Annotated in this window: 11 protein-coding genes and 1 pseudogene; 10 read left to right on the plus strand and 2 right to left on the minus strand. The window is 39.5% G+C overall.

The window, feature by feature from the left end:
- From H4J63_RS13720 to fliD, 9 genes and pseudogenes are all read left to right on the plus strand, one after another.
- Positions 1 to 1095, plus strand: coding sequence for a flagellar basal body P-ring protein FlgI (locus H4J63_RS13720; RefSeq protein ID WP_182197089.1), 1095 nt, complete (start codon positions 1 to 3; stop codon positions 1093 to 1095).
- Positions 1096 to 1261: 166 nt separating this feature from the next.
- Entirely contained in the window at positions 1262 to 2278 is a 1017-nt protein-coding gene (flgJ, locus tag H4J63_RS13725) for a flagellar assembly peptidoglycan hydrolase FlgJ (protein ID WP_182197091.1), read from the plus strand.
- Position 2279: 1 nt separating this feature from the next.
- Positions 2280 to 4346, plus strand: a complete 2067-nt coding sequence (gene flgK / locus H4J63_RS13730; RefSeq protein WP_182197093.1) for a flagellar hook-associated protein FlgK — start codon at positions 2280 to 2282, stop codon at positions 4344 to 4346.
- Positions 4347 to 4348: 2 nt separating this feature from the next.
- On the plus strand, positions 4349 to 5623 hold the full coding sequence (gene flgL, locus H4J63_RS13735; protein ID WP_182197095.1) for a flagellar hook-associated protein FlgL: 1275 nt from the start codon (positions 4349 to 4351) through the stop codon (positions 5621 to 5623).
- Between the two features lie 285 nt (positions 5624 to 5908).
- Entirely contained in the window at positions 5909 to 7312 is a 1404-nt protein-coding gene (locus H4J63_RS13740) for a flagellin (RefSeq protein ID WP_182197097.1), read from the plus strand.
- A gap of 309 nt (positions 7313 to 7621) precedes the next feature.
- Positions 7622 to 7981: pseudogene (locus H4J63_RS20655) on the plus strand (flagellin); the annotation flags it as partial.
- A 363-nt stretch (positions 7982 to 8344) separates the two neighbouring features.
- Positions 8345 to 9031, plus strand: a complete 687-nt coding sequence (locus H4J63_RS20660; protein ID WP_409072678.1) for a flagellin — start codon at positions 8345 to 8347, stop codon at positions 9029 to 9031.
- A gap of 146 nt (positions 9032 to 9177) precedes the next feature.
- On the plus strand, positions 9178 to 9600 hold the full coding sequence (locus H4J63_RS13750) for a flagellar protein FlaG (protein WP_182197099.1): 423 nt from the start codon (positions 9178 to 9180) through the stop codon (positions 9598 to 9600).
- A 67-nt stretch (positions 9601 to 9667) separates the two neighbouring features.
- On the plus strand, positions 9668 to 11101 hold the full coding sequence (gene fliD / locus H4J63_RS13755) for a flagellar filament capping protein FliD (RefSeq protein WP_182197101.1): 1434 nt from the start codon (positions 9668 to 9670) through the stop codon (positions 11099 to 11101).
- A gap of 94 nt (positions 11102 to 11195) precedes the next feature.
- Here the strand turns inward: fliD and H4J63_RS13760 are convergent, their stop codons facing one another.
- Both H4J63_RS13760 and fliS read right to left on the minus strand, forming a co-directional pair.
- Complete coding sequence (locus H4J63_RS13760; protein WP_182197103.1) at positions 11196 to 11510, minus strand: hypothetical protein; 315 nt, start codon at positions 11508 to 11510, stop codon at positions 11196 to 11198.
- 8 nt (positions 11511 to 11518) lie between these two features.
- Positions 11519 to 11920 (minus strand): flagellar export chaperone FliS, encoded by a 402-nt coding sequence (gene fliS / locus H4J63_RS13765; RefSeq protein WP_182197105.1) that lies wholly within the window; start codon positions 11918 to 11920, stop codon positions 11519 to 11521.
- A gap of 432 nt (positions 11921 to 12352) precedes the next feature.
- On the opposite strand from fliS, the gene H4J63_RS13770 reads away from it, so the two are divergent.
- Positions 12353 to 13789 carry a sigma-54-dependent Fis family transcriptional regulator gene (locus tag H4J63_RS13770; RefSeq protein WP_101216692.1) on the plus strand — a complete coding sequence of 479 codons (1437 nt, stop codon included), beginning with the start codon at positions 12353 to 12355 and terminating at the stop codon, positions 13787 to 13789.
- Positions 13790 to 14132 lie beyond the last annotated feature (343 nt).

The raw sequence follows: 14132 nt of genomic DNA on the forward strand, positions 1-14132 counted from the left end.
ATGAATAGCCTTAAAGCTTTATGTTTAGTTGTGTTATTAGGTTGGCAGTTTAGCGCCAGTGCTGAGCGCATAAAAGATGTGTCTATGGTTGAAGGCGTACGCTCTAACCAGCTAGTTGGTTATGGCTTAGTGGTTGGTTTACCTGGCACTGGCGAGCAGAATTCATATACACAACAAAGTTTTAGAGGCATGTTGAACAGCTTTGGTATTACGCTACCTTCAACTCAAAGTCCTAAAATTAAAAATGTTGCCGCTGTGGCGGTGCATGCAGAACTACCTGCATTTAGAAAGCCTGGGCAAGCAATCGATATTACGGTTTCTTCTATTGGTAGTGCAGGCAGCTTACGTGGCGGTACTTTACTACAAACTTTTTTAAAGGGTGTAGACGGTAACGTGTACGCAATTGCACAAGGTAGTTTAATTGTCGGTGGCTTAGGCGCACAAGGTCTTGATGGCAGTAAGGTTGTAATTAACACGCCTACAGTTGGTCGTATACCAAATGGCGCAACAGTGGAGCGCACCGTAGAAAGCCCATTTATGCAAGGCGATTACATTACCTTCAACCTAAACCGTCCAGACTTTACGACGGCAAAACGCCTAGAAAAAACAATTAATGACTTAGTTGGCCCAAATAGCGCACAAGCAATAGATTCTGTTTCTATTCGTGTTATAGCACCACGCGATGCATCCCAGCGTGTATCGTATTTATCAACACTCGAAAACTTAGAATTTAAACCAGCTGACATGGCCGCTAAAATTATAGTTAACTCGCGCACCGGTACAATTGTCATTGGCAAAAACGTTAAGCTTCAGCCTGCGGCTATAACTCATGGTGGCTTAACAGTAACAATTGCAGAACAACAAAATGTGTCACAACCAAACCCGCTAGCAAACGGTGATACAGTTGTCACGCAGCAAAGTATTATTGATGTAAACCAAGACGACTCGCGCGCCTTTGTATTTAATCCAGGTGTAAGCCTTGACGATTTAGTTCGCGCAATTAACGAAGTAGGCGCAGCGCCTGGTGACTTAATGGCTATTTTAGAAGCACTAAAAGAAGCCGGCGCAATTAACGGACAGTTAGTTGTTATATAAATAACCCAAGCCAATAAATAACGTATTACTTAAGCCCCATATTTTTGAAATTAGGGCTTTTTATTTACAGCAACTTAAGTTTATTATTTTTATCTTCCTTGTTTTATCTGTAGTGGCTCAATTTTTGCATTTTTAACTGCATTATTCATTTTGTGTCAAAAAGCCGATGGAAACTAATCACCTCGATAAACAAAACTTTTTTGATTTAGGCAACTTAGATTCACTTCGTAAAGAAGCCTTAACGAGCGGCGATGCATCAACTGATGCCTCTAAAGCTGCGCTCAAAAAAGCGGCCGCACAATTTGAAGCTATTTTTACGCAAATGTTGCTCAAAGGAATGCGCAAAGCTAACGAAGCATTTGAAGACAAAGACAGCCCATTTAATTCAAGTGGCGTAAAGTTTTTTGAAGAAATGCACGATCAGCAACTTTCAACAGAGCTTTCTTCAAATGGCTCGTTAGGCCTTGCCGATTTAATTGTTCAGCAGTTATCGCCTGAGTCTAAAAACTTTATGCCAGGCTCGGTGCTTAGAACAACCAACGATATCTTTAGCGATACGCAAGTCGGATCCGCGCTTCCTCATGAGCAAAAAAATAAGCAACCCGATCTTATCGTTAAGAGTACTAAAGCCGATATTGCTGAGCCTAAAGTCGATACTGCAGAGTCTAAAACCGATAGCCCAGCATTTAAAAATGCAGAAGAGTTTGTAAGTTCAGTGTGGGAACACGCTAAAACGGCAGCGCAAAAAATTGGTTTAAATCCTGCGGTAATGGTTGCACAAGCGGCACTTGAAACCGGTTGGGGTAAGCACATTATTAATAAAAATGACGGTGGCAGCTCAAATAACTTATTTAATATTAAGTCAGATAAAAGCTGGGAAGGCGATAAAGCAAGCAAAATAACGCTTGAGTTTGAGCAAGGCACACCCGTTAAAAAACAAGCCAGCTTTAGAGCCTACGATTCAATTAAAGACAGCGTGAACGACTTCGTTGATTTTTTAACGCAAAACCCACGCTACAAAGAAGCATTACAAAATACAGCTAAACCAAACGACTTTTTAGATTCATTACAAAAAGCAGGTTATGCAACCGATCCAAATTATGCCAGCAAAATAAAAAAAGTGCTCAATAGTAGTCAGCTAAAAGACATTGCGGCAAACGTGATCCGCCAAGGAGTAGAGTAACATGTCGTTTAATTTATTAAACATTGCCAGTTCTGGGGTTAGAGCAAGCTCGGAGCTATTGCAAACGACAAGTAAAAATATCGCCAATGTTAATACCGAAGGCTATGTGCGCGAGCGTACAGAGTTTACTACTATGGTTGATAACCAAGTAGGGCGAGGCGAAACATACCGATTATTAAACGAGTTTGCTCAGTCACAGCTAAATCGTGATACCTCTAATAAATCGTTTTTCGATCAGTTTATTACTGAGGCTAATCGAGTTGATACTATTTTTTCTGAAGAGTCGAATAATCTATCAACTGGTATTAACTCTTTATTTAATAACGTGCAAGAAGCACTAAATCAACCGTCATCTACCGTTGCCCGCTCATTAGTAATGACAGATGCGCAAAGCTTAATTGATCAAATGGATAGGCTTTCAGGCATCGTGCTTGATCAAAAAAGTATAGTGAACGAGCAGCTCGAAATATTTTCAGATGAAGCAAACTCACTCATTCAAAGTATTAGCACGCTAAATCAAAATATTGCAGCAGTTAATGGCACTAATAACGCCGCAGATGCCAGCTCTACCTATAACGAACGTGATAAAGCAATACGCGACTTATCAGAGCTAATAGACATAGAAACGCTTGATGGTCCAAATGGCGAAAAACTCGTTTTTATGGGCACAGGCGAAGCGGTTGTTATGCAAAATGGCGCATTTAACTTATTTTCGATGACAGGCGACCCTGATCCTAACTTTAAAGAATTCACGCTTGACGTTAATGGTGGCAAAGCTGTGCCGCTTGAAGTTGATGTAAGTAAGCTTAAAGGCAAAATTGGCGGCTTACTCGCTTTTAGAGATGACATATTAGTCCCTGCGCAAAACCAAATTGGTCAAATGGGCTTAGCGATAGCCGATGCATTTAACGAGCAAAACAAATTGGGTATGGATGCAACAGGCCAGCTAGGTGGTAATATTTTTAATATACCTACCGTTGGCGCTTATGCGTATCAAGCGAATACTGGTGATGCTGGTATGACTGCAACGGTAGAGCCCGGTAAAGGCAGTGAATTACCTGCCAGTGACTTTATTATTACTTATACGAGTGCGACATCGGTTTCTATTCAACCAGTAGATAATAAAGGCGAGCCGCTAGGTGACCCATCAGTTGCAGATATCCCAGCTGATGGGATCATAAATGCAGACGATATTCGAAATGCAGTCCCTTATCAAGCGGCAACAGCTACAACAGCAGAAGTATTAGCAACGGTAAAAGACTCCTTCGGACTACAATTAAATATAGATACAACCAAAACAGGTAACGTGGGTGATCAGTTTCAAATTAAGCTTAATTCTGACTCGGCTTCTAGCATTACGCTTGCAACAGGGCGCGCAGAAGATTTAGCACTAGCATCACCTATTCGTACAGCAAACAGTATAGATAATATAGGCACCGCTACTATTTCAGTGGGAGAAGTAACAAGCGTGACATCGGGTGGTTTTACCACCGCTCCCGGTTTGACCAATGGCGGTATTACCCTAGTTAAAACAGGCACTGCAAACGAATATCAAATTTTTGATGAAAATAATACGGCAACAACAATTATTATTCCACCGCCAGGCAATAATGTTTTATCTCAAGCAGGAACGCCATACAGCGATTATGGTTTTGATTTTGACATAGAAGGCACTCCAGCAACAGGCGACACCTTTACACTTGAGTTTAACGAAGGCGGCTTTGATGATAACCGTAATGGTTTAAAATTAGCTGACTTACAGAATGGTGAGTTAGTCCGTTTAAATGTAGAAACAACAGCAACGGCCGACAACCATAAAACGTTCAACCAAGCTTATTCAGGGTTAGTGAGTGATATAGGCGTTATAACTGGTCAAGCAATAACAAGCGGTAGTGCGTTTAATGCATTAGCAGAGCAGTCTGAGGCATGGTATGAATCACTATCGGGTGTAAACCTTGATGAAGAGGCTGCAAATTTACTGCGTTTTCAGCAATCATATTCAGCATCAGCTCAAGTTTTAGCAGCAGCTCAAGAAATTTTTGACACCTTATTAAATGCGGCGAGGTAATTATGCGTTTATCAAATAATTTAATGTACCAAAACAACATAAATAAAATACTCGACAACCAACAAGGTGTTGCAAATGCTCAAGAGCGAGTAACAACAGGTGAAAAGTATTTAACCACCTCAGAAGCGCCAGCTGCTATTTCGCAAGCTATGCTGTATTCAAATAAAATACAAACGAATGAGCAATACACTAAAAATATCGACCAGCTTACCGGCAGGCTAGAAACTGAAGAAAGCGTATTACAAAGCATAAATAGTAATATACAACAAGCGCAAGAGCTCACTATTCAGGCTGGTAATGGTGTTTACACCAAAGACGATTTAAAATCGATTGCATCAGAGCTTAGTGGCATTCAACAAACGTTAGCTAATTTAATGAACACCCGCTCAGAAGACGGGAAATTCATATTTTCAGGATATCAAGACAGCACGCAGCCATATCAGTTTGATTCTGCAGCGGGTGAGTACACCTATAATGGCGACCAAGGCCAGCACCAAATAACTATAGCTGAAGGTGTATCAATTAAGGCGAGTGATAACGGCTTTGATACGTTTGAAAAAACAGATGCCAGACTAAATGTACTCGATAATAAAGCAGACATACCAACAACAACACCTACAAATAATATTACTAAAGGCACTGTTTATGTTGATGGCCAAGCCGAGTTCGATAAGTTCCATCAAGCTAAATACAATGCCGATCCAACGACTCCAGTTTCACCTACAGCAAATACTTTTAGTGTAGTCACAACCGCTGGTGCAACAACAAACGATCCTGATACATACGAAATTTTACAAGATGGTGTGTCGCTTACCCCGCCTCAAACTGGTGAAGTTATAGATGATACAATTGAATTTGCAGGTATGAAAATTCAATTTGAGGGCAATGCTCCAGGCCAACTCGATTTTAGTCTTGAAAAACCACATAAAGAAAACGTACTTAATACATTGCAAGCACTTATTACCGGCCTTAACGATGGCACACTTGAAGGTGATGACTTTCAGCAAGTACTTGCTGATAGCTTAGTGCAATTACAAAACGCCAGTGAGCAAGTGGTGTTTACCCAAGCAAGTTTAGGTGGACGTATGAACGCGCTTGAAAGAGTAAGCGATTCTAACTTAGCACTCGATATTCAAAATAAAAGTAATCGCTCTAACTTAGTTGAAGTTGATATGGCAGAAGCTATTAGCGAACTAACCAAACAAGAAACGGCACTGCAAGCATCGCAAGCAACTTTTGGTCGTTTAACTAACCTTTCATTATTCGATTACTTATAAGCAGATTATAAGCAGATTATAAGTAAAAATACCTTGCCGCTTTAACACTTTAAAGCGGCAAAAATTGGCTACAAAATCGCGGCAAAAAAATGTCACTCCTTTCTAAATAACCTCACCCCCTATTTCCAAACTCAACAAACTAAACTTTTTGCAATTAAAACAATGAGTTAAAACCAATTTAAAGTTGGCACAGTAAATGCTTTTCTTATTGTAAGAAATTATCGAACAGTGGTTCCTGTTAAATCGTGTTGAACCACACTCTGTTTAAACCTAGGAGATGGTAAAATGGCATTAACAGTAAATACTAATGTGTCGTCACTAAACGCACAACGTAACCTAACAAGATCTGGCGAAGGCTTAGCAACGTCAATGGAGCGTTTATCATCAGGTATGCGTATTAATAGCGCTAAAGATGATGCCGCCGGCCTACAAATTTCAAACAGATTAACATCGCAAATAAATGGCCTAGCCGTTGCTCAGCGTAATGCCAATGATGGTATTTCAATGGCGCAAACCGCTGAAGGCGCTATGCAAGAATCGACTAATATACTACAACGTATGCGTGAGCTTGCTCTGCAATCTGCCAATGGTTCAAATTCAAGCGAAGACCGTGATGCATTGCAAAAAGAAGTGTCTGCTTTACAAGAAGAACTAACTAGAATCTCCGACACTACATCGTTCGGTGGTCAGCAATTATTAGATGGCTCTTACGGCACTCGAAATTTTCAGGTTGGCGCGAACGCCAATGAAACCATCTCAATTAGCTTAAGTAGCACAGCTGCAGATAAAATTGGTACATTAGAAGCAACTACAAACATTACTACTACAGCTGGAAGCGTTTCATTTGCAGTAGGTGGTAAAACTTACGATGTAGATGCTACAGCTGCATCAGACGCAGCCGGTAAAGCGGCTGCGATTAATGCAACAACAGGTGAGCATGGTGTAACAGCAGCAGTTGCTGATATTACAACGGCGACTCTTACATCTATGAACTTTGATGGCGGCACAATTGAATTTACATTGGGCGGGTCTAATAATGTAACTGGTTCTGATGCAGATACACTTGCAGCTTCAATAAATGATATAGACGGTTACACAGCAGTCAATGATTCAGGTTCAATCACAATCACAAATGCTGCAGGGTCTCCTATTGCACTGACTAGTTTCTCAGGAACAGGTACAGGTACAGGTGCTGCGGCATCATTTACTGACAGCGCTGCTACTCCAGCTACGACCGCCTTGAATGAAACAACTCCAACTGCTACAGCAACAGCATCAGCTACAACGGAAGTTGTTACTTTATCTTCAAAAGCTGATTTTGCTGTAACTGATGGCGCTGCAGGTACACCTGTAAGCGTTGTGGCTGCAGGCGATACTGTTAAAGATATTGATTTAACAACAGAGCTAGGTTCACAAAGTGCAATTGATGTAATTGATAATGCACTTGCACAAATTGATGATCAGCGCGCGGGTTTAGGTGCGGTACAAAATCGTTTTGGTCACACAATTAGCAACCTTGCTAATATTCAAGAAAATGTATCTGCGTCACGTAGTCGTATTCAAGATACAGATTTTGCGACCGAAACTGCACAAATGACTAAAAACCAAATATTACAGCAAGCGGGTACGTCAATACTTTCGCAAGCAAACCAAATACCACAAGCAGCCATTAGTTTATTAGGTGGCTAGTTATTGGTTTAACTAATATCAGGCTGTATAAGCGCACTTCAAATTAAGTGCGTTTTTTGTTTTTAGATTGTAAAAAATAGCTAAAAGCATAATATTCAAACCGTATTTTAAATCAATTTAAAATAACTAATCATTTAAAACAGTCAGTTAGCTTTTTCTGGGTAAATAAACTAATTTATTTTTAAAATACTCCTAAAGATAATTTACCTCCTGCCGTTAACTTAATCAGTACGGAGCTGAGCATACATTTGTGACAGCTCTTGGTTAAATTAAAATAGCAACATTACGAAAGTAATCAGGAGTTTTATTATGATTTCAGTAAACACAAATGTATCTTCATTAAACGCTCAACGTAACCTATCTCAATCAGGTTCTGACCTTGCAACGTCAATGGAACGTTTATCATCAGGTATGCGTATCAACAGCGCAAAAGATGATGCGGCAGGCCTACAAATTTCAAACCGTTTAACATCACAAATAAACGGTTTAGGTGTAGCTCAGCGTAATGCTAACGATGGTATTTCTATGGCGCAAACTGCTGAAGGTTCAATGCAAGAGTCTACTAGCATTTTACAGCGTATGCGTGAACTAGCGTTACAATCAGCGAATGGTTCAAACTCTGATGATGACAGAGCCTCTCTACAAAAAGAAGTAACCGCTTTACAAGATGAGTTAACGCGAATTTCTGAGACCACCTCTTTTGGTGGTCAGCAGTTATTAAATGGAGATTTTGGTTCAAAAAACTTCCAAATTGGCTCAAATGCCAATGAAACTATCTCTATTAGTTTAAGTAGCACAGCCGCAGATAAAATTGGTTCATTAGAAGCAACTACTAACATCACTGCTACAGCTGGAAGCGTTTCATTTGCAGTAGGTGGTCAAACTTACGATGTAGATGCTACAGCTGCTTCAGACGCAGCCGGTAAAGCGGCTGCGATTAATGAAACAACAGGTGACCATGGTGTTACTGCGGAAGTAAACTCTGTTACAACTGCAACACTGAGCTCTCTTGATTTTGACACTGGCGGTACTATGTCATTTGACATAGGTGGGGAAGGGATAACAGGTACATCTAATACTGAAATAGCATCAGCGATTAATGATTTGGATGGTTATACTGCAGAAGATGATGGTTCAGGTACAATTACAATTACAAATACAGCTGGCGCACCTATAGCATTGACTAATTTTGCTGGTGCGGGTAATACCGGTGGCAATGAAGTTTCAGCTACGTTTGCCGACAGTGATACTTCAACTACCACAGGTGATGCTGCGTTAGTAAATGCTGGTACAGCTGCAGTTACAGCCTCTGCTACAACAGAAACCATAACCTTATCTTCAAAAGTTGACTTTTCTGTAACGGATGGCGCCGCAGGTACGCCGGTGAGTGTTGTTGCTGAAGGCGATTCTGTTAAAGATATTGATTTAACAACAGAGCTAGGTTCACAAAGTGCAATCGCTGTAATTGATGATGCACTTGCACAAATAGATAGTCAGCGTGCTGATTTAGGTGCGGTTCAAAATCGTTTTGGTCACACAATCAGTAACCTTGCTAATATTCAAGAAAATGTATCTGCGTCACGTAGCCGTATTCAAGATACTGACTTTGCAACCGAAACAGCTAACATGACGAAGAACCAAATCTTGCAACAAGCAGGTACGTCAATCTTGTCGCAAGCGAACCAGTTACCACAAGCAGCACTTAGCTTATTAGGTTAATAAGTTAAAGTAATAGCTTAGTGGTTAGCTAGTACATAAAGTCAGTATTAGTTTTACAAAAAGGAGGTGGCTTTAGCTACCTCCTTTTGTGGTTTAAGGGTTTTAATTGAGCTATTGTTTAATTAAGTGAAAAATAGGAATCTGTTATGAATACTATTAATTCCAATGCAGAAGTTACATTACCAACCCCGCTAGCGGGTGAAGATAAAGTAGCTGGGCAAGCAGCTAGTTCGCTAACCGAACGCGCTGTTGACGATGTAAAGCAAGCTGACACACAAAATCAGCAACGATTACAGCAAAATCAATACGAAAAAAATAACCAAGAAGTAACTGCTCAGCCGTTAGAGCGTGAACAGCTAGAAAAAATGGCGCAACAATTGCAGGATTTTATGGGCGAAATGAATCGCAGTTTGCAGTTCAAGGTAGATGAAGATTCAGGTCGTGATGTAATTAAAGTGCTTGATAAAAACAGTGGCGAAGTAATTAAGCAATATCCTTCTGAGGAAGTATTAAGCCTAGTTTCTAAACTGTCTGAATCTGCTGGTATTTTGATTGATCAAACAGTTTAGTAAGCACCTATAAGTGTTAACTTATAAAAGTTAGCTGGTTTATTTTTAAGTATTGAAGAGGTGAAGTATGGCTATTTCGTTTACTGGTTTAGGTTCTGGGTTAGCAGTATCAGATATTGTTGATGCACTAGTAAATGCAGAACAAGCACCTGCTGAAGCTCGATTAAATACAAGAGAAGGCAAGTTAACAACTGATATTTCAGCTGTAGGAGCACTTAAGTCAGCGCTCGAAAAAGTGCAAACCTCAATGGAAGCATTAGGCGATAGTGATAACTACCAAAAGCGAACTGCATCTGGCAATGATGATTTTATATCTATTAGCTCAGATAAAGACGCTCAGCCTGGTAGTTACAATGTAAAAGTAGACGCATTAGCACAAGCACATAAGTTATCTTCCCCTGCATTTGCAGCAGACGAGGCAATTGGAGCTGGCGTAATTACAATTGGCTCCGGCGAAAATAGTTTTTCCACTGTTTTATCGGCTACAAATACATTAGAAGATTTACGCGACCAAATTAATAACGGCCCTTTTACTGGCAGTGATAGTAATGATTCGGTTGTCGCCACTATAATAACCAGTGATACCGGTCAGCATTTAGTGCTTACTAGTAAAGAAACCGGCGAAGACAACGCTATAACAATTACCGTACAAGACGATGACGGCAGTAATACCGATACAAGCGGGTTATCTCGACTAGCTTATGATGTATCAGACGCAGACCCTGCTAATCATACAACTAATTTAACGCAAGTTAATGCTGCACAAAATGCACAAATAACGATTGATGGCACGTTAACTGTATCAAGCAATACTAATGAGTTTAGTAATGTGATTGATGGCGTGGATATTACCGCCAAAAAGTTACATGCCACTGACGACGACTTAAGCGATATATCGGTTACCGAAAACAATAATAATATTAAAACAGGTTTAAATAGTTTTATTTCAAGTTATAACGAACTGTTAGAGCTTAGTAATAACTTGGGTGCCTCCGGCGAAGCTGGCGCAGGCGTTATGGCGGGGGATTCACTGCTTCGTGGTGTTATGTCAAAGCTTCGTAGCGAAATAACAAATCCCGTTGATTTAGGTGGTGGTAATTCGCTATCGCTTTCGCAGTTAGGTGTAGAAACAGACCGCTACGGTGTTTTAACGCTAAATACAGAAACACTCAATGAAAAAATAGCAAGCGATGTAGATTTAGTTCAGCAGTTTTTTGTAGGTGATGATGACGATGGCTTTGCACAATCGTTTGACGAAAAGTTAAGCTTTTATACCGATTCCGACGGTATTATCCAAAACCGCATAGACAGCAAAACAAACCAACTTGACGACATAGATGACCAGCGCTTGGACCTTGCCAGTAAAATGGAGTCGCTATCATCAAGGTTGTATGCTCAATATAATGCAATGGATTTATTAGTAGCGAGCCTCAATAACACCAGTACGTATGTTCAAGCTCAGCTGGAAAATATGCCTGGGGTTGTACGAGATAACTCTTAATATATAAATAGCATATAGTTTTAATAGCTAAATAAAAACATAAAAAAAACCGTTATTTACAACGGTTTTTTATATTTACTGTTTGAGGTGAATTTTATTTGGCTGCTCTATATGCCTTAATCGCCTTTCCTGACTTTTTATGTTTAATAATGGCTTTAGATGACTCGTTTTTAGCGCTATTTGCTTTAACTAAAATAGTATTTATACGAAGCTGAATTAATTCTAATTGCTCTGCGCTTGGGCCTTCACTGTTTTCGCACCATTGTTTTAGTTTAGTGTTTAAAGTATCTAAAAAAGGCGGAGCTTCATCTGCATTATTATCATTTACTAATACTTCAATGTTACTAAGCAGTGTTTGTATTTGCTCTGCATGGCTTGTTAGTTGCTGCGAAGATGTTGGCGAGTCCATAATTTAAATTAAACCGCAGGGCTGCGTTGATCTAGCGGAATGTTATTCCAACCTTCTTTAATTTCTTTAACAATACTTGATACTTCAGTAATTGCTTCAATATCGTTGTGTAAGTTAGCTTGAGTTAAACGGCGTTGGCAGTAATCGTAAAGTGCCAATAAATTGTTAGAAATACTAGGGTCTTGCTCTACTTCTAAATTAAGTGCATCTTGCAGAGCACCAAATAATAAAACACAGGCTGAAATGTTTTCACCTTTTTTTTGTATTTCTTTGCGCTCAATAAACCCTTTTGTTGCTGCTAAGCGACCGATAATATTACTGAATATAAGGTTTATTTGTTCGTAAGGAGTCATTTCGGCAATACTACTAGCACGAACTTGACCGTATTTTTTTACTGAGATGTGAGCCATGGAAAATCCTAAAATTTAAAACAATAAAATTATGTGAAAGCCAATATAAAAACTTATATAAAAAACCAATAAAGCTTTTATACTTTTATAAGAGCAAAGCAATATTAATGCCAAGCATTTTTGCTTATCTATATATCGGCATTTGTAACTTCAACTTAAATTTATAATTGGGTTTATTTACTAACAATAGCATTTTTATAGCCGAGTAAATTAATTTTTAGAGCTAGGTTATGGTTAGGTAATAGTTAAGTAATAACTAAGTTGAAACTATAACCCATACTTAATGATTAACTATTAAGTATGATTGACTTAACTAGCCCGTCTGTTTTTTGGCGTTTATGTCAAAAAACTGCCGCTATTGCTTGCATCCATGCTGAACTGGCTTACAATTTAACTAATTATACAAATTAGTGAAAGTACGGCTCGCTAAATATGATCTTGATTTTAGATAATAATAACAACCGCGCAATAGGATTAAATGCTTCACTTGGCTTTATTGGTGAAGCTGCTCAACTATTAAGCGAAGACTGCTTTGAACAAGAATGCAAAAAATATCAGCAGCAAGAATGCATGATCATTTTAGGAGCATTGCAATCACTTGACCACGAAAGCTTAATTAAACGCTATCCAACATTACCGTTTTTATTAATTGGCGAAACGCTAAAACCCCTATTAAGTATAGCTAATGTAGTGGGGCTTATCTGTGAGCCGTTTAATCACGAAGTGACAACGCAGTTACTTCACGATTGCCAACAGTATCAGCGTATGCTGCCTAATGAGCATAAGCATACTAAACCACATAAAATTTTTGATGGACTTGTTGGTGAAACCGATGCGGTTAAAGATGTTCGCTTTTTAATCGAACAAGTGGCAAAAACCGACGCTAATGTTTTAATTTTAGGCGAATCAGGCACAGGTAAAGAAGTGGTTGCCCGTAATGTACATTTGCTTTCAAAGCGTATTAATGGACCGTTTGTACCTGTTAACTGTGGTGCTATTCCGGCAGAGCTGCTCGAAAGTGAACTATTTGGCCACGAAAAAGGCGCGTTTACTGGTGCTATATCGGCTCGTAAAGGGCGCTTTGAACTCGCTCAAGGTGGGACGCTATTTTTAGATGAAATAGGCGATATGCCACTGCAAATGCAAGTTAAGTTGCTGCGAGTATTGCAAGAGCGAAGTTATGAACGAGTTGGTGGTACAAAGGCTATTCAGGCTGATGTACGCGTTATTGCAGCCACGCATCGTAACCTTGAAACAATGATTGAAGAGGGTAGTTTTAGGGAAGATTTATATTACCGCTTAAATGTATTTCCTATCGAAAACCCATCGCTGAGTGAACGTGCTGATGATATTCCGCTGCTTTTAAAAGAGTTAATGCGCCGTGTTAACGACCAAACAGGTTCTACCGCTAAGTTTACAGAGCGCGCAGTTGAGAGCTTAAAAGAACATGCTTGGCCTGGTAATATTCGTGAGCTTGCTAATTTGGTGGAGCGTATGGTTATTATGTTTCCTGAAAAAGTGGTTGATATTCCCGATTTACCTAATAAATATCGTTACATCGAAGTTGAAGCCTACGAGCCAGAATACCCTGAAGAGTTAATGGAAAAAGACGCCTTTAACGATATATTTAGCACCGGTTTTAGCGATTACGAAAGTGAGCCAGACGCTGAGTTTAGCCAAACGGGTAGTGGGCTATTACCTGATGATGGTATTGAACTTAAAGATTATTTAGCCGAACTTGAAATAAGCTTAATTACCCAAGCGTTAGAGCGCTATGATTACGTTGTAGCTCGCGCTGCAGAGATATTAGGGGTTCGCAGAACAACACTCGTTGAGAAAATGAAAAAGTATAATCTTTCACGAGATTAGAAATACGAAAATGGTGAAATACTTTTCGTTATTTATTATTCATTTGTGATCAATCACTTTACGGGCTTTGCCCGTCACGCAAGCAAGCTTCGCGTCTTGTATCTCTCATTGATAAATGATTAGCTATCATTTATCACATCGAAGTCAGTGAGCTTGCCTTCGCGTCTAGTATTTAATACTGCTCCGTAGATAAAGCCCTGACTTTCTATTCTCACAAACTGAATGGTATCCAAGCACGCTTTTATTTAAGTAGATGCTGTATGTACAAGGGGAGTAAGTAGAGATGATGTTTATCGGCATTGATATTAGTAAAGAGAAGATTGATTTATCGTGGTTGAGAGAC

It is taken from the genome of Pseudoalteromonas sp. 5Ae-yellow, assembly GCF_014077565.1.
In the GTDB taxonomy this organism is placed as follows: Bacteria; Pseudomonadota; Gammaproteobacteria; order Enterobacterales; family Alteromonadaceae; genus Pseudoalteromonas.